The organism is Streptomyces sp. NPDC047853, assembly GCF_043204535.1.
Taxonomy (GTDB): Bacteria; Actinomycetota; Actinomycetes; order Streptomycetales; family Streptomycetaceae; genus Streptomyces.
Genome location: NZ_JBIDCI010000012.1, coordinates 181460 through 203985 on the forward strand (window position 1 = coordinate 181460; position 22526 = coordinate 203985).

General features: G+C 74.0%; 14 protein-coding genes. 2 read left to right on the forward strand and 12 right to left on the reverse strand.

Annotated elements, in window-relative coordinates; genetic code table 11:
- Nucleotides 1–240 precede the first annotated feature (240 nt).
- Nucleotides 241–723, forward strand: a complete 483-nt coding sequence (locus ACGF5T_RS23135) for an ATP-binding protein (protein ID WP_356612024.1) — start codon at nt 241–243, stop codon at nt 721–723.
- On the opposite strand, the gene ACGF5T_RS23140 is transcribed toward ACGF5T_RS23135, so the two are convergent.
- The 7 genes from ACGF5T_RS23140 to ACGF5T_RS23170 form a co-directional block, all read right to left on the reverse strand.
- Complete coding sequence (locus tag ACGF5T_RS23140; protein WP_366767864.1) at nt 680–2128, reverse strand: amino acid permease; 1449 nt, start codon at nt 2126–2128, stop codon at nt 680–682. The genes ACGF5T_RS23135 and ACGF5T_RS23140 overlap by 44 nt on opposite strands.
- 186 nt (nt 2129–2314) lie before the next feature.
- Nucleotides 2315–3322: an ornithine carbamoyltransferase gene (gene argF / locus ACGF5T_RS23145; protein ID WP_366767863.1), complete on the reverse strand. Its 1008-nt coding sequence runs from the start codon at nt 3320–3322 to the stop codon at nt 2315–2317.
- Between the two features lie 60 nt (nt 3323–3382).
- Nucleotides 3383–4606 carry an arginine deiminase gene (locus tag ACGF5T_RS23150; RefSeq protein ID WP_366767862.1) on the reverse strand — a complete coding sequence of 408 codons (1224 nt, stop codon included), beginning with the start codon at nt 4604–4606 and terminating at the stop codon, nt 3383–3385.
- A 64-nt stretch (nt 4607–4670) separates the two neighbouring features.
- Nucleotides 4671–6548: an HEXXH motif domain-containing protein gene (locus ACGF5T_RS23155; protein ID WP_366767861.1), complete on the reverse strand. Its 1878-nt coding sequence runs from the start codon at nt 6546–6548 to the stop codon at nt 4671–4673.
- Between the two features lie 89 nt (nt 6549–6637).
- The gene (locus ACGF5T_RS23160; protein WP_361009185.1) at nt 6638–6850 is read right to left on the reverse strand and encodes a hypothetical protein; all 213 of its coding nucleotides are present in this window, start codon (nt 6848–6850) and stop codon (nt 6638–6640) included.
- A gap of 130 nt (nt 6851–6980) precedes the next feature.
- Nucleotides 6981–8114 carry a caspase family protein gene (locus tag ACGF5T_RS23165; RefSeq protein ID WP_366767860.1) on the reverse strand — a complete coding sequence of 378 codons (1134 nt, stop codon included), beginning with the start codon at nt 8112–8114 and terminating at the stop codon, nt 6981–6983.
- Complete coding sequence (locus ACGF5T_RS23170) at nt 8111–9271, reverse strand: hypothetical protein (RefSeq protein WP_356612038.1); 1161 nt, start codon at nt 9269–9271, stop codon at nt 8111–8113. The genes ACGF5T_RS23165 and ACGF5T_RS23170 overlap by 4 nt, the downstream gene beginning before the upstream one ends.
- A gap of 178 nt (nt 9272–9449) precedes the next feature.
- Here ACGF5T_RS23170 and ACGF5T_RS23175 point away from each other — a divergent pair, with 178 nt between their 5' ends.
- Nucleotides 9450–10811: a cation:proton antiporter gene (locus ACGF5T_RS23175; RefSeq protein ID WP_366767859.1), complete on the forward strand. Its 1362-nt coding sequence runs from the start codon at nt 9450–9452 to the stop codon at nt 10809–10811.
- A gap of 27 nt (nt 10812–10838) precedes the next feature.
- Here ACGF5T_RS23175 and fxsT read toward each other — a convergent pair whose 3' ends face one another.
- The 5 genes from fxsT to ACGF5T_RS23200 all read right to left on the reverse strand — a co-directional run bounded on the left by fxsT (nt 10839) and on the right by ACGF5T_RS23200 (nt 22336).
- Nucleotides 10839–15470 (reverse strand): FxSxx-COOH system tetratricopeptide repeat protein, encoded by a 4632-nt coding sequence (gene fxsT / locus ACGF5T_RS23180; RefSeq protein WP_366767858.1) that lies wholly within the window; start codon nt 15468–15470, stop codon nt 10839–10841.
- Nucleotides 15471–16589, reverse strand: coding sequence for a MoxR family ATPase (locus tag ACGF5T_RS23185; RefSeq protein WP_361009169.1), 1119 nt, complete (start codon nt 16587–16589; stop codon nt 15471–15473). It lies immediately after the preceding gene.
- Nucleotides 16586–18079 (reverse strand): hypothetical protein, encoded by a 1494-nt coding sequence (locus tag ACGF5T_RS23190; RefSeq protein WP_366767857.1) that lies wholly within the window; start codon nt 18077–18079, stop codon nt 16586–16588. Before ACGF5T_RS23190 ends, ACGF5T_RS23185 begins: the two co-directional genes overlap by 4 nt.
- A 205-nt stretch (nt 18080–18284) precedes the next feature.
- Nucleotides 18285–20870 carry a polynucleotide kinase-phosphatase gene (locus ACGF5T_RS23195; RefSeq protein WP_366767856.1) on the reverse strand — a complete coding sequence of 862 codons (2586 nt, stop codon included), beginning with the start codon at nt 20868–20870 and terminating at the stop codon, nt 18285–18287.
- Complete coding sequence (locus ACGF5T_RS23200) at nt 20867–22336, reverse strand: 3' terminal RNA ribose 2'-O-methyltransferase Hen1 (RefSeq protein ID WP_366767855.1); 1470 nt, start codon at nt 22334–22336, stop codon at nt 20867–20869. Before ACGF5T_RS23200 ends, ACGF5T_RS23195 begins: the two co-directional genes overlap by 4 nt.
- Between the last annotated feature and the right edge of the window lie 190 nt (nt 22337–22526).

The following is a 22526-nucleotide window of genomic DNA, read 5'->3' on the forward strand; positions in this document are numbered from 1 at the left end:
GCCTCCTGGGGCGGGCGCGGCATCACCGAGCACTGCCCCTCGAAGTTATCACCCATCCGTGACCGTCGTCACGAGCACGCGATAGCCGATGTGTCACAGGCCGTCGCTGAGGTGGTAACGATGGGATCGTCCGCGTGAAGCGCGGAGTCCGACGGGGTACGCCGCCCCTCGGCGGGGTCGAAGGTCCCGCACGGTGCCCGTCGAAGGGCTCTGCCGACCGGACCCGTACCATTCATAAAGTTGAAAGCAGGACAGGACCGCCTGCTCCAGAACGGACTCGCCGTGCACGATCGCATCCCAGCCCCCGCATCCTGGCGCATCGCGCTGCCGCACTCCGCCGCGGCCGTGCCGGTCGCCCGCGCCCTGGTGCGGACGGCCCTGGCCGAGCTGGAGCACACGGCCGACGGCGACACCGCGGAGCTGCTCACGGCGGAACTGGTCGCGAACGCCGTGGAGCACACCGCCGGCGGGTCGCCGATAGAGCTGGTCGTGGAGCTGCTGCCGACCGGCTGCCAGGTCGAGGTGCACGACCCGGACCCGTCGCCGCCCGGCGACCTCACCCGCCCGGACAAGGAGCCGCCCGACCCGTGGCAGGAGCACGGGCGCGGCCTGCTGCTGATCCGCGCCCTCAGCTCGTCCTGCGGGCACCGCCCCACCGGGTCCGGCAAGGCGGTCTGGTTCAGGCTTCCTGCCGTACCCGCTCCGCGTCGCTCCCCGGAGTGACCTGCTCGCCGGCCTCCGCGAGCCGGGAGTGCCGGCGCCCGTAGGCCGTGTACACCAGCAGGCCCACCGCGAGGAACACCGCGAACTGGAGCCAGGTCGCCCCACCCGTCTCGTACATCAGGTACAGGCAGAAGCCGACCCCGAGCAGCGGCGTCACGGGGTACAGCGGCACGCGGAAGGTACGGGCGAGGCCCGGCTCCCGGCGGCGCAGCGCGATCACCGCGACGTTGACGGCGGCCATGGTGGCCAGGGTGCCGATGGTGCACAGGTTGACCACCGCGTCCAGCGGGGCGAAGGCCGCCGGGAGGGCGAAGACCGCACCGACGATCAGGGTGCCGGCGACCGGCGTCGCGGTGCGCGGGGAGACCTTCTGGAAGACGCGCGGGATCAGGCCGTCGCGGGACATGGACATCAGGATGCGGGTCTGGCCGTACATCACGGCCAGCACCACCGAGGCGATGGCGACCACCGCGCCGAAGGCGACGACCCCGCCGCCGATCGTGGAGCCGGTGACCTCGTTGACGACGTAGGACAGCGCGGCGGGCCGGTCACCGACCGCGTCGCCGCCGACGGCGCCGATCGCGGCCACGGCGACCGCGCAGTAGAGCACGGTGACCAGGCCGATGCAGACCAGGATCGCGACGGGGATGTCCCGGCGCGGGTTCTTGGCCTCCTCACCGGCGGTGGTGATCGCGTCGAAGCCGATGTACGAGAAGAAGGCGGCCGTGGTGCCGGCGCCGATGCCGCCGAGACCGGCCGGCGAGAACGGGCTGAGGTTGCCGTCCTCGAAGGCGAGGAAGCCGATCGCGCAGAAGGCGAGGAGGACGGCCAGCTTGAGCACGGCCATCGCGGCCGTGGCGCGGGCGCTCTCGCGCACCCCGCGGACCAGCAGGACGCAGGCCAGGGCGATGACGATCACCGCGGGGAGGTTGACCACGCCGCCGTCGCCGGGTCCCGCGGAGAGCGCCTCCGGCAGGCGCAGGCCGAGGACGCCGTCCAGCAGCTCGTTGACGTACTGGCTCCAGCCGACCGCGACCGCGGAGACGGACACGCCGTACTCCAGGAGCAGGCACCAGCCGACGAGGAAGGCGGTCCGCTCGCCGAGTCCGGCGTAGGCGAAGGAGTACGAGGAGCCGGAGACCGGGATCGCGCCGCCCAGCTCGGCGAAGGCGAACGCGGTGAACACACACGTGATCGCGGCGAGCACGAAGGAGACGACGACGGCCGGTCCGGCCTCGGCCACCGAGTCGGAGAGGCCGACGAAGATGCCGGTGCCGACGATGGCGCCGACGCCGAAGCAGACCAGCTGGAAGAGTCCCATCGTGCGCTTCAGGCCGTGGCCTTCGCGGTCGGCGCCGGATTCGGCGACGAGCTGGTGGGGGGACTTGATACGGGAAGCGGGCATTGCGGGTGGTGCTCGTTTCTGGTGGTGCGGGGGCGCGACGGTGGTCGCGGCCGACGGCTCCGGAAGGGGTGGCTCCGGGGCCGCCGGTCAATATAACGGTGCCGGTCGGCCGTACGACAGGGCCGACCGGCCGCCGGGTGGGGCGGCGAGGCGATCCGGTCGGGTCGAGTCGGGGCGGCGATCCGGTCAGGCCAGCGTGGCGACCAGGACCGCCTTGATGGTGTGCAGCCGGTTCTCCGCCTCGTCGAAGACGACCGAGTGCGCGGACTCGAAGACCTCGTCCGTGACCTCGAGGGACTCCAGGCCGTGGGCCTCGAAGATCTCCTGGCCGACCTTGGTCCCCAGGTCGTGGAAGGCGGGGAGGCAGTGCAGGAACTTCACGTCCGGGTTCCCGGTGGCGCGCAGGACGTCCATGGTCACCGCGTACGGGCCGAGGGTCTTGATGCGCTCGGCCCAGACCTCCTTGGGCTCGCCCATGGAGACCCAGACGTCGGTGACCACGAAGTCGGCGCCGGCCACGCCCTCCGCCACGCTCTCGGTGAGCGTGATCCGCGCCCCGCTCGACTCGGCGAGCTTCCTGGCCCGGTCGACGACCTCCTGGGCCGGCCAGTAGGACTCGGGGGCGACGATCCGCACGTCCATGCCGAGCAGGGCGCCGGTGACCAGGTAGGAGTTGCCCATGTTGAAGCGGGCGTCGCCGAGGTAGGCGAAGGAGATCCCGGTGAGGGGGCGGTCACTGTGCTCGGTCATGGTGAGCACGTCGGCGAGCATCTGGGTCGGGTGCCAGTCGTCGGTCAGGCCGTTGTAGACGGGCACCCCGGCGAAGGCCGCGAGCTCCTCGACCTTCTGCTGACTGTCACCCCGGTACTCGATCCCGTCGAACATGCGGCCGAGCACGCGCGCGGTGTCCTTCACGGACTCCTTGTGGCCGATCTGCGAACCCGCCGGGTCGAGGTACGTCGTCGAGGCGCCCTGGTCGGCGGCCGCGACCTCGAACGCGCAGCGCGTGCGCGTCGAGGTCTTCTCGAAGATCAGCGCGATGTTCTTCCCCCGCAGGTACGGCGTCTCGGCCCCGGCCTTCTTGGCGGCCTTCAGCTCCGCGGCCAGCTCGACCAGCGCGCGGAACTCGTCCGCGGTGAAGTCGAGCTCCTTGAGGAAGTGGCGGCCGGCGAGGGCGGTCGGGACTGTCGCCATGGGGGCGCTCCAGGGGTACGGGGACGGTGACTCTGGAACAGTATACGAGCAACAGAATTCTTATACGGCCTGCCGTTCCACCGGGCAGCTCATGCAGCGCGGTCCGCCCCTGCCCCGGCCCAGCTCGCTGCCCGGGATCTCGATCACCTCGATGCCCTGTTTGCGCAGGTGGGTATTGGTGGTGGCGTTCCGTTCGTAGGCGACGACGACGCCGGGCTCGACGGCCAGGACGTTGCAGCCGTCGTCCCACTGCTCGCGTTCGGCGGCGTGGACGTCCTGGGTCGCGGTGAGCACCCGGATCTCGTTCAGACCGAGGGCGGCGGCGATCGCGCGGTGCATGTGCTCCGGCGGGTGGTCGGTGACCTTCAGCTCCTTGTCGCCCGCGCCCGGCTCGATGGTGTACGAGCGGAGCATGCCGAGCCCGGCGTACTGGGTGAAGGTGTCGCCGTCGACCATCGTCATCACCGTGTCGAGGTGCATGAAGGCCCGCCGCTTGGGCAGGTCCAGGGCCACGATGGTGCGGGCGGAGCCGGCGGCGAACAGCTTGTGGGCGAGCATCTCCACGGCCTGGGGCGTGGTCCGCTCGCTCATGCCGATGAGCACGGCGCCGTTGCCGATGACCAGGACGTCGCCGCCCTCGATGGTGGACGGGTAGTCGGCCTGGCCCTCCGACCACAGGCGGAAGTCCTCGTCGCGGAAGAGCGGATGGTGCCGGTAGATCGCCTCGAAGTGGACCGTCTCGCGCTGCCGGGCGGGCCAGCGCATGGCGTTGATGGACACGCCGTCGTAGATCCAGGCCGAGGTGTCGCGGGTGAAGAGGTGGTTGGGCAGCGGGCCGAGCAGGAAGTCGTCCAGCTCCATGGCGTGGAAGCGCACGGAGGTCGGTTCCGGGTGCGCCTGGAGGAACTCGCGCTTGGTCATGCCGCCGACCAGCGCCTCGGCCAGCTCGCCCGCGGGCAGGGTCTCGAAGGCGGCCCGGAGATGGTCCGTGGCCAGCACTCCGTACTCCTTCTCGTCGAAGACCCGGTCCAGGACCAGCCGCCGCGCGGCCGGGAGGTCCAGGGTCTCGGTGAGCAGGTCCCCGAAGAGGTGCACGGCGACCCCGCGGTCGCGGAGCACGTCGGCGAACCCGTCGTGCTCGGCGCGCGCCCTGCGCACCCAGAGCACGTCGTCGAAGAGGAGCGCGTCCTTGTTGCTGGGGGTGAGCCTTTTGAGCTCGAGATCCGGCCGGTGCAGGATGACGCGGGTGAGCCGCCCGGCTTCGGAGTCGACGTGGAATCCCATGCCTCCATCCTGACCATTCGGGCGCCTGTTCACCCCCGGCTCGGGCAGACCCGTGCGTCCCGGTTCAGCGACCGGGCTGCGGTTGGAGCAGTTCCGGGCGGGCAAGGGTGCGGCGGGTGGCGGGGCCCGGGTCCAGAGCGGCGCGGGCCACGATCCAGCCGGACCGGGCGTGGACGTCGGCCGGGTCGCGGGCGAGGTCCTCGGTGTAGCCGTCCAGCGCGGCGGCCGCGTCACCGGCGGCGAGGTGCTCGTCGGGGGCGAGGGGGGCCGCCGGACGGGTGGCGAAGGCGTGGGTGCGGGTGTCCGGCCAGAAGACGCGGTCCGGGCGGAACCGGAGGGCGCCGTCCGGCCCCTCCACCGCCGCGATGTTGCGCAGCCGCCACTGCGTGCGGTGCAGGGCCGCGGCCGTACGGGCCCGGGCGAGCGCGGCCGGGGCGACGGGTTCGCGCAACCAGCCGTCCAGGGTCCGGGCGAGGCCGCCGACCAGCCGCCGGCCGGCAGCGGTGAGCCGGCCACTGGTCAGCAGCGTCCGCACGACCAGCCGGCTCTGCAGACGGCGCAGCGCGAAGTGGTAGGCGGCGGCCTCGGCGTGCTCCGGCTCGGCCAGCCGGTCCCGCCAGAAGCCGGCCACGCCGGTGAAGGCGTACGCGCCGTGCAGCAGCCCGGTGAGGTGGCGCGGGTCGGCGCGCCAGGGGGCGTAGTAGCGCTCCTCGCGGTCGTCGTCGAGGAGGGGGAAGAGGTGGAGGAGCGCGGCGAGTTTGCTGTGCTGGAACTCGTGGACGAGCGTCTCGGCGAGGGCGAGCGCGGATCCGGGCCGGGAGATCAGCATGGCGCCGAAGGAGTCGCCGCTGGAGGCGGAGACGCGGACGGTCGGCGGGGCGGGCGGGCTGAGCGCGGTACGGCCGTACGGCACGACGGCGCGTATCAGGGCCGGGTCGAGCCGTCCCGGGCCCGGTGCGGCGCCGGTGGCGGCGAGCAGCGCGACGGCACCGTCGAAGATCCGCTGCCACTCGGCCGCCTCGTCGGCGTCGAGCCGGGCGGGCGGGACCGGGTCGTCGAGGTCGCGGTAGGGGTCGAGGTCGTCCAGCGGTATGGCGACCGGCCCCGCGGGGGTGGTGTGGGTGAGGGTGCGCAGGGGGAGCCAGGGGCCCGCGGCCACGGCGGCGGCCGCCGGCGGGCCGGGGCGCTGCGAGAGCACGGCCGGCTCGGGTGCGCGCCGGCCGCCCACGGGCCCCGGGGCGGACGTACGCCGCTCCGTGGAGGCGTCCGGCTCGGGCGGGCTCCGTCGGGGACCGTCCGGCCGGGGGCCTTCCGGCTCGGGTCCTTCCGGGCGGAGCCCGTCATGGCGGAGGTACCGCGCCGGTGCCGTCGTCGGACGGCACGTCACCAGGGTCCGGGTCCCGTCGTGGTGCGGTGGGCCGGAGAAGGTGAGTTCGCCCGCTTTCGTCGCCGCACGGGCGACGGAGGGGCCCGGCGCCCGGTCCGGGACGCGGAGCGTGCCCAGGCCCGGCAGGTGCAGTCCGCCGTCGGTGACGGGAACCGTGAGGGTCCGCTCCGTACCGGCGTGCAGGGAGGCGGTGATCGCCAGGACGTTCAGCCGGCCGGCCTCCGCCCACAACGGCGGCCCGGTCGCGGTGCCGTGCACACGGCGCAGCATGTGGGCGATCCAGCCGCCGGTCGTCGGCGCGAGCAGCAGCCGGTCGACCGCCTCGGGCGCCCGCTCGGCGGCCTCCTTGAACGTCGCCCAGGCCTGGGCCACCGGCGTCAGGGGCGTGGGCAGCTCCGCCAGCCGGTCCAGCAGTGTGCGCAGCAGGAGCAACCGCCGTGCCCGTTCCCCGCGTTCCAGGAAGGCGACGGCCTCCGGGGAACCGCCCCCCGCGGCCAGTTGCGCGAAGAGCCGGTCCGGCATCCGGAACGGAGCGGGACGCGGGGCGCTGGTCATGAGCGGGGACCTCCGGTTACGGGTGCGGACACACGGACGGCCCGGCGGGCGCACGGCCGCGTCGGGCTCTGCCGTAGGGCGGGTGTCGGCTAGTCGGCTCGGGCACCACCGTTGCCACCGCCGCTGCCCTCGCCGCCGCCCCGGATGCTGCCGCGTGCGCGCAGGACCTCTTCGAGAAGGCGGACGGAAGGGCGGAGCGGCGTGAGACCGTCCACAGCGGACAAGGGCAGCGCCGCGACGTCCGCCAGGTCCGACTCCCAGACGGCGCGCGTACGAGCGGCCGGGTCCCGGGCGGCGGTCACGGCATGATGCAGAGCGGGCGGCTGATCCAAGATGCTCCCCCTTCTCGCACGGTGGCACGCGATGACACCGTGTCTTACTCCATCATGGCCGTTCCTGCCCTTGCCGAAAACCGTACGATCACGCCACCGATCATCGGCGCGTCCGCCTCGACCGGGACGAGGCCTCCAACTGCCGTAACGCCTCGGCGAGTTCCGCGCTCAGCTCCGGGTCGTCGTCCACGGACAGCACCGCGTCGAACAGGTCCCACAGCGCCTGCGGCCGGTGCCGGGCGAGGCCGGCGAGAATTCCGGCCGCGTCCGTGCGGGCCTTGCTGTGACGCGGCAATGTGCCGGTGACGCCGGGGCCCAGCGCGGCGACCACCGTCTGCCGCTCGGTCGGGTCGCTCATCAGCGGGTAGGCGAGGAGGGCGTCCACGGCCCGCAGCAGCGGGGAGGTCCGCCGCTCCCCGCCGTCGAGGTCCGCCGAGGTGAGGATCTCGGTGCGTTCGGGGCCCTGCAGCCGGATCTCGGGATACTGCAGAGTACGACCCGCGTCCCTGAGGGCGGCGATACGCGTTCGCACGGCCGGAAACAGTTCCTCCGCATCGGGCGGGGAGGGCAGTACGGCGGTCCGGTCGTCCAGCAGGGCCAGCAGGACGTCGGAGAACAGGCCCGTGGCCCGCGCGGGGTCGTTGGCGGCGGTCCGGCCCCGTCCGGCGGCCCGCAGCACGGTCTGCCGGTGCGCGGTGCTGCGCCGCCCGACGGGCAGTCCGTCGGGCGGCAGCGGCTCCCGGAAGGCGAGCGCCTCCTCGAAGGTCTCGCACGCGTCCACGACCCACAGTTGGTCGGCGAGGCCGGGCACGGCGTCCCCGGCGTAGCGTTCGAGCGCGGAGTCCAGGTCGATGCCCAGCTTGTCGTCGGTGGTGGCGTCCGCGCAGAACAACCGCAGGCGCCCGGACCGGTCGAGGACGCCGTGCCCGCCCCACCACACCCAGAGCACGTCGCCCCGCACCGCGGGCAGTTCGCGGACCAGTACCCGGCGCAGCGTGGCGTGGTCGGCCGGCGCGTACGGCGTCTCGGGGACGTACGGCGGCAACGGTGCGAGGTGCAGGCGGAGGTTGGCCTCCGGTACGCCGGCGGCGCGCAGCAGGCGGTGGAAGCGGACCGCGTCCCGGGCGGGCCCGGGCAGGTCCCAGCCGGCGCCCGCGTCGTACGCCTCGACGCCGACGACGAGGGCGTGCACGCGCGCCGGGTCCACCGCCCCTGCCGCGACCGGGCCGGTCACGGCAGCCGCTCCACCAGGTGCCGGTACACGTCGGGGTTGGTCCAGTAGGCGCTGTGCGCGGCCGGGAACGGCTGGCGGCTGTCGACGGCGATGTCGGTGACCCGGCCCGGGAACAGGCCGGCGCCCAGGTAGGAGAGCAGGTCGCGGGGGTCGTACAGGTTCAGCCACTCGGGGACGTGGTCGGGCAGGGGCGCCGGGTGCTCCAGGGAGGGCAGCGACCCCGACTCGTACAGGAACGGCGCCTGGGAGCCGGCGGTGACCAGCAGTCGGACCTGCGGCAGCGGGGTGAGGACCAGGGTGTCCAGGGCGATGATGCCGCCGAGGCTGTGGGCGACGATCGCGACGGGCGGCTCCAGCCCGGCGAGCAGGTCGCGCAGTCCGGCGCGGACCGCCTCGCCGCGGCTGAGGTAGCGCAGGACGTCCCCGGCGGCCGGATGGGCGGCCTCGGTGAGGGCACGGCGGCGGCGGACGACGGCCCGGGAGGCGGCCGAGCCCGCGACCCGCAGGGCCAGCGAGCGCACCCCGCGTTCCGTGCCGGGGGCCGGTGCGCCGAGGGTCAGGGCGAGCCGGTCGGCGACGGCGTCCCGGGTGGCGCCGACCGGCACGAGGGGCGCGTCGGCGTCGAGGGCACCGGCGACGACCTGGGCGGTCAGGCAACGGGCCGCCAGGTCGGGGAGGTCGTCCGGGGCGAGGGCCGCGGCGGCGGCGCCGAGCAGCGGGTGGGCGGCGAGGTCGGCGGCGGCGCGTCCCAGGCCCGGGCCCAGCTCGGCCGCCGGCGCGTCGCCCTGGGCGGCGAGGGCGGCCAGCCGTTCCCGGACCGGCTGGTCCAGGGACAGCGAACCGGGCGGCAGTTCGGCCGCGGGCAGGGAACCGGCGGCCAGGGCCAGTTCGGCGTACGGGTCGGCGTAGAGGGCGGCCCAGGCGGCCGTGTCGTCCTCGGCCGCGTCCGGCGCGCCGGGGCCCCGGCCGGCGCCGGAGACCGGCGGCAGGCTCGCGCCCCCGGCGGCGAGGGCGGCCCCGTGCTCGCCGCCCCAGTAGTACGGCACCACGCGCAGCCCGCCGCGCAGGGCCGTCACTCCGGCGGAGAAGCGCCCCGCGAGCGCAGAGAAGCCCGGTTCGCGCACCCCTGTGCCGTGGATGAAGACAACCGCCGTCATGTGCCCCCCGTGACCCCGGTGAAAGTCCGTGTACGACTTCCGTTGCTTCGTCAATTGCGCCTTATTCTAGGAAAGTTGGGGCTCCGGCGCGGGGAAGGCTCCGAACACGGGATCGTCGCACGGGCGACCGTCGAACACGTCTGCAACCGGATGACCACCGGACCAACGGGGAGACCTCATGAGCCCTGACGCGTTGATCACGCATTTCGTGGGTGCCTCGGCTCTCGTCCTGGTCGCCGCCCACGCGGCCGGCTGGCTGGCCCGACGGCTGAAGCAGCCCTACATCGTCGGCCAGCTGACGGCGGGCATCGCGCTCGGCCCGTCCCTGCTCGGCGCGCTGGCGCCGGACGCCCATGCCTCGCTCTTCCCGCCGGAGATCGGCCCGGCCCTGACCGGCTTCGCGCAGTTCGCGCTGGTGGTCTTCCTCTTCGCGGTGGGTTACGAGCTGGACCTGAAGATCCTCGGCGCCCGGGCCCGTACCTCGCTGACCGTGGCGCTGGCGTCGTTCGTGGTGCCGATGGCCGCCGGCTGCGGGGGCGCGCTGCTGTTCCGGGAGCAGTTGCACGACCTGGGCATGCCCCGAGACCCCGACCCCGCCATGGTGGTCTTCGCCGGGGTGGCCCTGTCGATAACGGCGGTGCCCGTACTGACGGCCATCGTGCGCGAGAACGGACTCTCCCGTTCGGTGCCGGGTGTGGTGGCGGTCTCGGCGGCCGGCGTGCTGGACGCGGTCTGCTGGACGGTCCTGGCGGCGGCGCTGATGGAAGGGGGCGGCGGCGGAGCCGCGCTGGACTGGCCCTGGCGGGCGGCGCTCGCGGTCGGTTTCGTCACCGTGATGGCGCTCGCGGCCCGGCCGGTCCTGCGCCGGCTGCTGTGGGGCACCCGGATGGAGCCCTCGCTGCGGCTCGCGCTGCTCATCGGCTTCGCCCTCGGGTCGGCGTGGGTGACGCACTCCCTCGGGCTGCACGTGATCTTCGGTGCGCTGCTGGCCGGGGTGGTGGTCCCGCGCGAGGAGGACGGCACCCTCGATCCGGACCTGCTGCGACCGCTGCACGACGTCAGCTCGTTGCTGCTGCCGTTCTTCTTCGTGATCTCGGGGCAGTCGGTGGCGCTGAACACCATGGACGGCACGGGCTGGACGGCCCTGGTGGTGGTGACCGTCCTGGCGGTCGCGACGAAGATCGGCAGCGGGACGGTCGCGGCCCGGCTCGGTGGACTGGACCGGGACGACGCGCGGACCGTCGGCGTACTGCTCAGCGCCCGGGGGCTCACCGAGCTGATCGCGCTCAACGCGGGCCTGCAGGCCGGACTGTTGAGTCCCCCGCTCTACACCGTGCTGGTCTTCATGGCCCTGGCCACGACCCTGTTCACCCAGCCGCTCCTGCTCCTGGTCCGCCGCCTGGCCGAACGGGACCGCCCCGCGCCACCGGTCTTCGGCACCGTGGCCGCCCCGTCCGCTTCCTCTGCTTCCTCTGCTTCCTCTGCTTCGTCCGCCCAGGACGGCACGGCGACGGCGGCTCCGGCGGCGGACGTCGGCTGAGACGGCCCCGCCGGGCGCTGGGCGGCGTTACAGCGGCATCGGCGCCATGTCGCACTCGATGCGACGCCGACCGCGGGCCGCGAGGAGCCAGGGGTGGTCGGCGCGCACCACGCGGGTGAAGCCCTCGACCGCCCTGCGCAGCAACTCGTCCGCCTCCGCGCCCCGGCTGAGGCCGCGCAGGTCGAGGGCGAGGTTGGCGGTGCACGACAGGGTCAGCGGGTGGTCCTCGCCGGCCACCTCGGCGAGCCGCGGCAGGTTGGCCCGGTCGATTGCGTGCGCCCGCTCGAAGTCCAGGCGGGCGTAAGCCGTACTGGCCTGGCCGAGGGCCGTGGTCAGGGCGGTGATGTGCCCCTCCCCCACGGTCGCGGCCAACCGGTCCGCCACCTCGTCCTCGTGCTCCTGCGCCTTGTCCAGGTTGCCGAGCGTGCGCAGGGTCGCGGCCAGGTTGGCCCGGGTCAGCAGGGTGTACAGATGCTCCTCGCCGAGCCGTTGCTCGTAGCGCCGGACCGTCTCCTCGGCCAGCTCCCTGGAGCCGTCGAGGTCCCCGGTCAGCCGCAGGTCGACCGAGACGTTGGTGGCGGTGGAGAGCGAGTCGAAGTGGTCCGGCCCGTAGCGGCTGTTGAAGCGCCGCAGCGTCTCCGTGGACAGCTCCGCGCCTTCGGTGAGCGCGCCGTCGCGGCGGCGGCAGACGGCCAGGTTGCGTGCGATGCGCAGGGTGAGCGGGTGCTCCGCACCGAAGGCGGCGCCGGCCCGCCGGTACACGTCCTCCTGGAAGTCGCGCGCCCCGGGGTAGTCGCCGCTCTCCCGCATGTTGATGGCCAGGCCGTTGAGGGTGTTGAGGGTGAAGAAGCTGGTGGGTCCGAACAGCAGGTCGCGGAGCCGGGCGTTCTCCCGGTCCAGCGGCAGCGCCTCGCGGAACTCTCCGCACAGTCTGAGGTCGACGCCCCACGAGTGGATGGCGCGCAGCGTGGTGGGATCGTCCGGGCCGAACAGGGACCGCGACAGCTCGGTCGCCTCCTGGCTCACGGTCCTCCCCTCGTGGATGCGGCCCTGGTAGCGGCGGGCGTCGGCCATCTCGCACAGGGAGTCGATCAGTTCCTCGGGCTCGACCTCCAGCCGGCGGGAGGTCTCCAGCGCCTGCTCGATCAGCGGGATGGACTCGGTCACCTGGCCGGTCTGGCGCAGCAGGAACGAGAAGCTCTTGGTCATGCGCAGGACGTGGATGTCCTCCTCGCCGGAGGCCGCGAGCCAGGCGCTCCAGGCCTCCCGGGCGTAGTCCGCCGCGCCCTCGTGGTCGCCCCAGTAGTACAGGAACCAGACGGTGTCGGTGACGAGGTCGCGCACCCAGGTGTCGGAGCTGGTCACCGCCTGGGAGGCGAGCACGTGCGGCAGCAGCGCCTGGTAGGCGGGCCACTCCAGGGAGGCGCCGGGGGCGCCCGGCTTGGCCGCCGACAGCAGCTGGTGCGCGGCGCCGCGCATCCGTTCCCGTTCCTCGGCGCCCAGTTTGGCCAGGAGCACGGTCTGCAGGAGGCGGTGCATCTGGAGGGTGTTGGACCGCGGGTCCACTCTGATCAGGGAGAACTGGTTGAGGTCGCGGATGGCGCGGTTCAGGGTGATCGACTCGCGCAGCAGCGGGTCGATCTCCGGCGTGATGCTGACACCCCGGCTGCCGCGCAGGATCGACCGCGGGATGGGCTCGGGGGCCATGCTGGCGCAGATGTCGAGCAGCTGCCGGGCACCGGGGTTGTTCTGCCGGATGCGCTCCAGCGAGAGGTCCCAGGCGGCGGCGACGGACACCGGGTAGTCGGGGTTCGGGTCGAGTTCCAGGATCTCGGGGCTGCGCTGGGCGAGCAGGTCGAGGTACTCGTCGACGAGCATGCCGGTGACCGCGCGCCAGGCGCCCGCCTGCTCGACGGCGAGCGGCAGGTCGCCGAGGGCGTCGGCGAGCCGGTCGGCGTCGTCGGAAGACAGGTCGGGCGAGCGCTTCTGGAGCAGCTCGATGGACTCGGAACGCTCGAAGACGTTCACCGGCAGGGGCGTGGCCACCCGCTCCCAGGCCCGGTTGCGGGAGGTGACGATGACCTTGCCGGGCCCGTTGGTGGGGAAGTACTGCCGCACCGTGTCGACGTCCTCGGCGTTGTCGAAGACGAGCAGCCAGTTGCCGTGCGGCTTCCCCTCGCTCAGTGCCTTCAGCACGGCGGGCACCGCCGTGTTCGCGGCGGGCGCGCCGGGGCGGTCCTGGCCGGCGGGGACGACGCCCAGCTGGGCGGCGAGCGTGCCCAGTGCGGCCAGCACGAGGCTCTCGCGCTCGGCGGGGATCCAGCAGATCACCCGGTAGTCGTGCTGGTGGGTCCAGATGTACTCCAGCGCCAGCTGCGACTTGCCGACCCCGCCGAGCCCGTGCAGTGCGTGCGGAAGCACGGCGGCCGTGTCCTGCGCGCCGAGTTGCTCCTCCACGGCGCTCAGCAGCCCCTGGCGGCCGACGAACGAGGTGTTCCGCAGGGGAACGTTCACCAGGAGGGCGGACGTGGCGGTCGTGGTGCTCTGCATGAGCGGCTCAGCCTCCGGGGCTTCGAGTGGGGTCGCGTCGGGTACCAGCGGCACGGGTGCTCCAGGTTCGTCGGAATCGCTCGACGCTGGATGACTGCCTTCTCGGCCACCGGATGACCCGTCGTCACCCGCCGGGTTCACCTCAGTGGGTGTACCCGTGGGCAAACGGACGTCCACCCGTTCGGCCGCACCGGGCGGCACGGGCCCGGCGACTGCGGGTTCGATGCGCCTGGCCCGCTCGGAGTAGGGCCCCGAGAGGGCGCGCATCACGGCGAGTTCGCTGCGCACCCAGCCCCGCTCGGCCGGGTCGGGCAGAGCGGCGCCCGCCGGGTCGTGGAGGGCGGCGCGCAGGGCGACGCCCCGCTGCCCCGCGGCGGGCAGCTCGCCCACCACCGCGACGGTGCGGGCGAGTTGGCTGCGGGTCGTGGTGGCGAGCAGTGCCTCGCGGACCCCTTCGGCGAACTCGGGACGCCCTTCGCCGGCTCGGTCCCAGTCGATGAGACCGCCCATCAGGATCTCGGCGAGGTGGTCGGGCCCGGTCTCCGGCATCGTGCGCCGCCGCAGCTGCTCCACGAGGTCCAGGTCGAACGGGATGGCGGCCAGCTGGGTGGCGAGCCGGCGGGCGGCCGGAGTGGCGAGGGTGAAGAAGCGGCGTACGGCGGTGGTGGCGGCGCGCGGGAAGCGCGGGGCGCGCAGTCCGGGGGCGGGGGCGCCCTTGGCCAGGGCACCGGCCAGCACGATGGGCAGGGCGCGGCGCACGCCGCGTTCCCCGGTCACGAGGTGTGACCAGGCGGCGAGGGAGCCGGGCTTGAGCGACAGCACGGGCACCGGCACCGAGTCGTCGCCGGCCTCGGGCAGGGGGCGCAACGGGTCGGGGCCGCCGGGCGGCGCCCAGTGGCCGAGCCCGTCGTTCGGGGCGCCGAAGCCGCCGGCCTCCAGGACCGCCTCGTACGGGTAGAGGGAGCTGCGGTGGCGCAGGTGCGGGGGCAGCAGGTGGACCAGGGCGGTGGGGCCGGCGTGGGCGAGGCGCTTGAGCAGGTCGTCGGCGGCGGGGGCCGCCCAGCCGGGGGCGAGGCCGTCGGTGACGACGAGGAAGACGCGGCCGCCGCGCCCGTCGAGCAGTTCGGCCGGGTCGGCGTCGGCCCGGCCGGTGCTCCAGCGCAGGGTGGCGGTGCCGGTGCGCGGCACGTGCACCCGTACCGGGCGGACGCCTCGGAAGGCGCCGCTGTGCTCGGCGGCCTCGGCCAGCCGCGCGCAGGTCTCCTGCCAGATGCGCATGGTCGGGGCGTCGTCGGTGAGCAGCACCAGGTCGAAGGCGGGGGTGCGGGCGGGCCGCAGGAAGGGCAGCCACATGCCGTCCGCCAGCCCCTGCTCGGCGGTGGCTTCCTCGTCGAGCTCCAGGGTGTGGCGGGAGGGGATGCGCCGGGCCAGCTGGTGGAGGGCGCGGGCGAGCAGGGCGGTGGCCCGGCCGGGCCCGGACTGCGGGTCGTCCTCGGCGGGCAGCAGCGGTCGGCCGGCGTGCAGCGTGAAGGGGCCCTCGGGGTCGGGTAACAGCCGGTTGCGGGCCGCCGGCCGGAGCGGGACGTGAGCGGGTGCGGGTGGTGCGGACGCGTCCGGGGGGCCCGGCGCCGGATCGGGGCTGCCGGGGGCGGGTGGCCGGACGGGAGCCGGGAGCTCTTCGGCGGCGGGGTCCGGGCCCGGGGGGCCGGCGTCCGTCTCCTCCGGAGCCGGGTCCCGTGGTCCTTCGGCCACGGGCGCATCCGTGGGGAGCGGGCGGTCCGGCCGCGGGGCGGGGACCGGCGTCCGGCCCGGTGCACCGTGGCGGTCCCAGTAGGCGGCGAGCCAGACGGCGTCGGCGACCTCCTGCCAGTGCGGCGCCGACGACTGCGGATCACCCGGGTACGGCTGGTCACGCCCCGGCACGGACCGGTCCGTGGCGGCGGACCCCGCGACGTCACGGTCGGAGGCGACGGGCACGCCGGCCTGGTGCCCGCCGAGGGCGACGACGCCCTCGTCGAGGGTTTCGGGCAGCACCGAAGGAGGCGACGTCCCCGATACGGGGTCTTCGTCGCCCGGTCCGGATGCGTGCTCCCTGGGGAAGCCGGTCATTCAGCGGCCCTTCGCGAGGTCGCGGAGGAGCATTTCCACGAGCTTACGCCCGTCACCGTCCGCCTGGAAACCACCCGCGGTAGTCATCTGCACCGCGTTGAGTAGCTGATCCAGGGAGTGCGTACCGCCGGCCTGCACCCGCTGCACGAAGAGGTCGACCAGATCCTCGGTGCCCTGCGGCCTGGACCCCAGGTGCCCCTCCACCAGGGCCAGCAACTGCCGGCGGCTCGGCGTGCGCATCTCCAACGGCAGGCAGCGCCGGCGGAAGGCGGCGGGGAACTCCCGTTCGCCGTTGCTGGTGATCACCACGACCGGGAACTCCCGGCACTCGACCCGTCCGCTGCGCAGCAGTGCCTGGCCGCCGGGGTCGCTGGTGTGGACGCGCGCGCTGTCGGCGGCGTCACGGACCAGTTCCGGGACGTCATAGCTTCCGTTCTCCAGGACGTGCAGCAGGTCGTTGGGCAGGTCGATGTCGCTCTTGTCGAGTTCGTCGACGAGGAGCACCCGCGGACGATCGTAAGGGAGGAGAGCCGTACCGAGGGGCCCGAGGGTGATGAAGTCGCCCAGCACGGGCGGGAGTTGCTCGGGTGACGAGGACTTCGGGACATTGACGTCGGCCGTGTCGGCCGGGGTCTGCCCGGCGGCGGATCCGGTCCCGTCGGGTGCGTGGGGGGCCGTGGTGGTGCGCAGCCCGGCCTGCCAGGCCGCGATGGCCTGGGCACGTCCCATCGCGTCGTGGACGTAGAGGCCGTCCCGGAGCGTGGTGCGGCTGACGATGCTCCACTCCAGGACCCGGCCCAGGCCCAGTTCACGGGAGATCAGGTAGGCGAGGGTGGACTTGCCGACCCCCGGCGGGCCGGTGATCAGCAGCGGCCTGCGCAGCAGCAGGGCGGCGTTGACGGTGTCGATCTCGTCGGTGCCCAGCTGCGCGGTGACCTGTCCGTCGCCCAGGCGGCGCAGCGCGGCCTGCGGGTCGTCCGGCGGCGCGGGCTGGGGCGGCTCGCCGCGGAAGAGCCGCCAGGGCGGCGCCGCGGGCAGCGCGGGCGGAACGACCGGTGGCCGGCCGGTGCCGTGGAACACCCGCCAGCCGTTCGGGGACGCCTGCTCCTGCGCGTTCATGCCGTTGCCTCCTCGCCGGCGAGATCGCCGTAGTCGGACTGGATGTCGACAAGACGGGTGGGATCGTCCCAGAGGAACCCGATGTGCCGGCCGAGGAGCCGGCCGGGGCCCTGGGAGTGCCGTTCGGCGTTCTCCCGCAGGCGGTGGACGGCCAGGGGGATCTGCCCGGGCGTCGGCACGGCGGCGAACAGGGCGGTCACCACCTCCCGGCGTTCCTCCGGGAAGACTCCCCTGCGGTCCCAGACCGCAAGCCCCACGCCTTCCGCTATGGCGGCCTTGAGCGCCTCCAGGGCGGGCGCGTCGGCCGGGGCGTCCAGCACCACGGCCGTCCGGCCGGTGTCCCCGGCGAGCGCCGTCTGCCAGGCACCGAGCCGGCCACCGTCCGGCGCGCTCCAGCCGTGCACGGCCACCCCCTGCTCCCGCAGGGCGTCCCAGCGTTCCTCCCACTGCTCCAGGACCCGGCGGTCCCGGGACCGCATGCGCTCGAGACTGCGTAGGTGGACTCCGTACCGGGTGCCCAGGCGCAAGGGCTGGCCGTCGCCGACACGGTGCGTCAACCCCGCCACATCGTGGTTGAGGAGGTCGTACGGAAGGACGAACTCGACATACGCCGAAGGCTGCCCGGTTCCACTCGGACGCCGGTCGCGGGGGCCGGGACGGAGCCGGGCGCCCTGGCTCAGCGCTTCGTCGACGGCCGAGCCGAGCGCGTCCAGGGTGGTGACGGCCGGCGTGCCGGGCTGGGGGTTCCAGTGGCCGGCCACGGTGTTGAGCCAGTGGCGCACCACGACGTCGCCGGAGGCGTCCCGGGCCGGTTCCACGGCGACGATCAGGCAGCGGGGGATGTCGGGACCGCGCACCACGGCGGCCCGCGCGTCCCGCCGCTGCTCCAGGGCCCGGGTCAGCTCAGCGCGCCGGGCCCAGTCGTCGACCCAGCCGGACAGTGCGGTGCGGTGGCCGGGCGCGTCGGCGAGGAGGGACGCCCGGTCGAGCAGGAGCACGGCGGGCGGCAGGCCGTCCGGCTGGACGTTCCGTTCGAGGACGTGCTGGAAGAGCTGGTCGGGCAGGAGCCCGAGGGGCAGGTCGAGACCGCCCAGCTCCACCGCGAGGTCGTCCCGCAGCCGGTCCGCGGGGAGTTCGCCCTTGGCCAGGACGGCACGCGCGCTGGTCTCGTCGTCGCGGCCGAGCGGACCCGGCGGCGCCTGGGGAGGCGGGGCGCCGGAGCGGGCGGGCGCGATCAGCTGGTCCAGTTCCTCGCCGGCCGGCGCGCCTTCGAGGATGCGCACCACCCCGACGAGTACGTGCTCCCCGCCCGCCTCGTTCAGGGCGGTGCGCACGAGGGTCACCACGTCCTCGCGCTGTCTGACGCCCCGCAGGTCGACGGGGCGGCCGAGGTTCTCGCCGAGCATCTGGGCGAACTGTCCGCGCGCCTGCGGGTCCTCCGTGCAGCTCATGCCGCACAGCGCCTCGGTCAGGTCGAAGAGCAGCGCCATGCCCCGCGCGTGCCTGGAAGCGTCCGCCGTCCCGCCGAATCCCGCGCCTGTCTCCACCGACTGTCCCCCGTGAGTCGGTACGTCTGCCTGACCGACCTGCGAAGCTAGCACGGCAACTGACGGTTAACCAGGGACGTGTGGGGTCCCGGGGCACGGCGTCCGGCCGGGACACCCCCTCAGGGGCATCTCGGCCGGAAACGTGCGCTCACAGCCGCGGGTCCACCGGCTCCGACTCCAGGGCCAGCACGCCGAACACCGCCTCGTGGACCCGCCACAGCGGCTCGCCGTCCGCCAGGCGGTCCAGGGCCTCCAGGCCGAGGGCGTACTCGCGGAGCGCCAGGGACCGCTTGTGGCCGAGGAACCGCTGCCGCAGCCGGGCGAGGTTGTCCGGGCGGGTGTACTCGGGGCCGTAGACGATCCGCAGGTACTCGCGGCCCCGGCACTTGATGCCGGGCTGGACCAGGCGGCCCCTGGCGTCACGGACCAGTGCGCCGAGCGGTTTGACGACCATGCCCTCGCCGCCGCGGCCGGTCATCTCCAGCCACCAGTCGGTGCCCGCAGCCACCGACTCCGGGTCGCCCGTGTCGACGTACAGGCGCCGGGTGGTGCGCAGCAGGCCGCTGCCGTCGTGCTCGACGAGGCGGTCGATGAGGGCGAGCTGCTCGTCGTGGGGCAGGGCGGCCAGGCTGCGGCCCTGGACGGCCAGGATCTGGAACGGGGCCAGGTGGACGCCGTCGAGGCCTTCGGTGGGCCAGCAGTAGCGGCGGTAGGCGTCCGTGAAGGCGGCGGCGTCGGCGGACCGCTCGCGCTGGCGGGCCAGCAGGCCGGTGACGTCGACGCCGCGGGCCGCGGCGGCCTCCAGCGCGGCCAGTGCGTCCGGGAACACCGCGCCGGAGGCGGCGCCCACGGCGGCGTACTGGGAACGCAGCAGTCCGGAGGCCTTCAGCGACCACGGCATCAGCTCGGTGTCGAGCAGCAGCCAGTCGGTGGCCAGTCCGTCCCACAGACCGGCCTCGCCGATGGCGGTGCGCAGCCGGTCGAGGATCGCCTCGGAGACGGTCGCGTCGTCGAGGAAGGGGCGGCCGGTGCGGGTGTAGAGGGACCCGGTGGGGCCTCCCCCGCTCCCGGCCGCGCTCGAGCGGGAGGTGCCCCCCTCCCCGAAGCGGGCGCGCGCCGTCTGCGCGTCACGGCAGACCAGGACCACTGCCCGCGAGCCCATGTGCTTCTCCTCGCACACGACCCGCGCCACGCCGTCGGCCGCGTACTGGGCGAAGGCCTCCTTCGGGTGCTCCAGGTAGCCGTCCACCTGCGAGGTGGCGGTGGGGGCCATGGTCGGCGGCAGGTACGGCAGGAGTCCGGGGTCGGTGGCGAAGCGGCTCATGACCTCCAGGGCCGCCGCCGCGTTCTCCTCGCGCACGGTGATCCGGCCGGCGTGCCGGGTCTCCACCGTCCGGCGGCCGTGCACGTCGGCCAGGTCGAGCGGGCGACCGTCCTTGCCACCGGGCGCCTCGGTGCGCAGCGGCTTGGCCGGCTCGTACCAGACCCGCTCGGCCGGTACGTCGACCAGTTCGCGCTCGGGCCAGCGCAGCGCGGTCAGTCTGCCACCGAAGACGGCACCGGTGTCGAGGCAGATGGTGTTGTTGAGCCAGGTGGCCTCCGGGACCGGGGTGTGGCCGTAGACGACGGCCGCACGGCCCCGGTAGTCCTCGGCCCACGGGTAGCGCACCGGCAGCCCGAACTCGTCGGTCTCGCCGGTGGTGTCGCCGTAGAGGGCGTGGCTGCGGACCCGTCCGGAGGTGCGGCCGTGGTACTTCTCCGGCAGGCCGGCGTGGCAGACCACGAGCCGGCCGCCGTCGAGGACGTAGTGGCTGACCAGGCCGTCGATGAACTCCCGTACCTCGGCGCGGAACTCCTCGCTCTCGCCGTCCATCTGCGCGACGGTCTCGGCGAGTCCGTGGGTGTGCTGGACCTTGCGGCCCTTGAGGTGGCGGCCGTACTTGTTCTCGTGGTTGCCGGGGACGCACAGGGCGTTGCCCGACTTCACCATCGACATCACACGGCGCAGTACGCCGGGGCTGTCCGGGCCGCGGTCGACGAGGTCGCCGACGAAGACGGCGGTGCGGCCCTCGGGGTGCACACCGTCGGCGTAGCCGAGCCGTGCGAGCAGGGCCTCCAGTTCGGCGGCGCAGCCGTGGACGTCGCCGATGATGTCGAAGGGGCCGGTGAGGTGGGTGAGGTCGTTGAAGCGCTTCTCGGTGACGACGGTGGCCTGCTCGGCCTCCTCCGCGCCGCGCAGGAGGTGCACCTTGCGGAACCCCTCGCGCTCCAGGTGGCGCAGGGAGCGGCGGAGTTCGCGGATGTGGCGCTGGATGACCCGGCGGGGCATGTCGGCCCGGTCGGTGCGGGCCGCGTTGCGCTCGGCGCACACCTCCTCGGGCAGGTCGAGGACGATGGCGATGGGCAGGACGTCGTGCTTCCTGGCCAGCTCGACCAGCTGGCGTCTGCCGTCCTGCTGCACGTTGGTGGCGTCGACGACGGTGCGGCGTCCGGCGGCGAGCCGCTTGCCCGCGATGTAGTGCAGGACGTCGAAGGCGTCACGGCTCGCGCTCTGGTCGTTCTCGTCGTCGGCGACCAGACCCCGGCAGAAGTCCGAGGAGACGACCTCGGTGGGCTTGAAGTGGCGCCGGGCGAAGGTGGACTTGCCGGAGCCGGAGGCGCCGATCAGCACGACGAGGGAGAGGTCGGTGACGGGCAGGGTGCGGGCCCGTGCGGTGGCGTCGGTGGTGCTCATGCGGCCTTCGCCTCCTTCTCGGTCTCGGTCCTGGTGGTGAAGACGGCCATCTGGGTGGGTGGGCCGACCTCGGGGTCGTCGGGTCCGACGGGCCGGAACTCCACCGCGTAGCCGTGCCGTTCGGCCACCTCGTCCGCCCAGGCCCGGAACTCCGCGCGGGTCCACTCGAAGCGGTGGTCGCGGTGGCGGACGCGGCCGGCGGGGAGGCTCTCCCAGCGCACGTTGTACTCGACGTTCGGCGTGGTGACGACGACGGTGCGGGGGCGGGCGGACCCGAACACCGCGTAGGCGAGGGCGGGCAGGCGGGGCGGGTCGACGTGCTCGATCACCTCGCTGAGGACGGCGGCGTCGTAGCCGCGCAGCCGCTTGTCCGTGTAGGCCAGGGAGCCCTGGAACAGGGCGACCCTCGCGGCCTGGCGCTCGCCCATGCGGTCCAGCCGGAGCCGGCGGGAGGCGATGGTGAGCGCGCGCACCGACACGTCCACGCCGACGATCTCGGTGAACCGCGGCTCCTTGAGCAGCTCCCGCACCAGGTGCCCCTCGCCGCAGCCGAGGTCGAGGACGCGGGCGGCGGCGTTCTCCCGCAGGGCGGCCAGGATCGCCTCGCGGCGCCGCACGGCGAGCGGGGTCGGCCGGTCCTCCTGCTCGGTCTCGGCCCCGACGGCGTTGTCGATCTCCTCGACCTCGCTGTCGTCGCTCTCGGCCAGCCGGATCAGTTCCAGTCGCTCCATCGCCTCACGCGTCAGCGACCAGCGGCGGGACAGGTAGCGGCTGGTGATCAGCTTCTGCTCCGGGTGGGCGGGCAGCCAGCCCTCACCGGCGCGCATCAGCTTGTCGACCTCGTCCGGGGAGACCCAGTAGTGCTTGGCGTCGTCGAGCACCGGGAGGAGCACGTACAGGTGGCGCAGGGCCTCGGCGAGGGTGCGCGTCGCGGACTCCAGTTCGAGGCGGACGTAGCGCGAGTCGCCCCACTCGGGGAACGCGGTGTCCAGCGGGACGCTCTGGACGGTGACGGTCCAGCCGAGCGGCTCGAAGAGGCGGCGTACGAGGTCCGGGCCGCCGCGGGCGGGCAGCGCCGGGACCTCGACGCGCAGCGGCAGCGGCTCGGCCGCCCGCTCGGGGTGTGTCCTGCACACGCCGCGCATCGCGCTGGAGAAGACGTTGCCCAGCGCGACGGCGAGGAGCGAGGAGGCCGCGTAGGGGCGGTCGTTGACGTACTGCGCGAGTGCCGCGTCGGGGGCGCCGCCCCGTCCCTTGCCCTTGCCGCGCCGTACCAGCGCCACCGCGTCGATCTCCAGCAGCAGCGCCGCCGTGCAGCGCTGCTCCTCCGCCTCGGGGTAGAGCACGTGGGCCGTGCCGAAGGAGGTGGAGAACGCCTGCGCGTTGTCGGGATGCTTGTGCAGCAGGAAGCCGAGATCGGTCGCGGGGCGTTCGGGAGTACCGGTGGTGGTGATGGTCAGGAACATGCGGAGGGCCTCTCCGGCCGGTGGTCGGTGTCGGGATGCCGTACGCGCGGGAGCCCCCGGGGTGGTAGATCCCGAGGGCTCCGGCAGGACGACGGTCACACCATCGCACAGGGCGGGTGACCGGCGCCTTCCCTTATTTCGCGGGGCCGGTGTCCGAGCGTCCTGCGGCGGTGCGAGGGGTGGTGTCCGC

What these genes read in the sequence shown, in the direction of transcription:
- ACGF5T_RS23185 (WP_361009169.1), bottom strand. Translation starts at nt 16,589, where the DNA reads ATGAACGCGCAGGAGCAGGCGTCCCCGAACGGCTGGCGGGTGTTCCAC.
- ACGF5T_RS23155 (WP_366767861.1), bottom strand. Translation starts at nt 6,548, where the DNA reads ATGACCAGCGCCCCGCGTCCCGCTCCGTTCCGGATGCCGGACCGGCTC.
- ACGF5T_RS23175 (WP_366767859.1), top strand. Translation starts at nt 9,450, where the DNA reads ATGAGCCCTGACGCGTTGATCACGCATTTCGTGGGTGCCTCGGCTCTC.
- ACGF5T_RS23140 (WP_366767864.1), bottom strand. Translation starts at nt 2,128, where the DNA reads ATGCCCGCTTCCCGTATCAAGTCCCCCCACCAGCTCGTCGCCGAATCC.
- ACGF5T_RS23170 (WP_356612038.1), bottom strand. Translation starts at nt 9,271, where the DNA reads ATGACGGCGGTTGTCTTCATCCACGGCACAGGGGTGCGCGAACCGGGC.
- ACGF5T_RS23200 (WP_366767855.1), bottom strand. Translation starts at nt 22,336, where the DNA reads ATGTTCCTGACCATCACCACCACCGGTACTCCCGAACGCCCCGCGACC.
- argF (WP_366767863.1), bottom strand. Translation starts at nt 3,322, where the DNA reads ATGGCGACAGTCCCGACCGCCCTCGCCGGCCGCCACTTCCTCAAGGAG.
- ACGF5T_RS23190 (WP_366767857.1), bottom strand. Translation starts at nt 18,079, where the DNA reads ATGGCGCTGCTCTTCGACCTGACCGAGGCGCTGTGCGGCATGAGCTGC.
- ACGF5T_RS23150 (WP_366767862.1), bottom strand. Translation starts at nt 4,606, where the DNA reads ATGGGATTCCACGTCGACTCCGAAGCCGGGCGGCTCACCCGCGTCATC.
- ACGF5T_RS23195 (WP_366767856.1), bottom strand. Translation starts at nt 20,870, where the DNA reads ATGAGCACCACCGACGCCACCGCACGGGCCCGCACCCTGCCCGTCACC.
- fxsT (WP_366767858.1), bottom strand. Translation starts at nt 15,470, where the DNA reads ATGACCGGCTTCCCCAGGGAGCACGCATCCGGACCGGGCGACGAAGAC.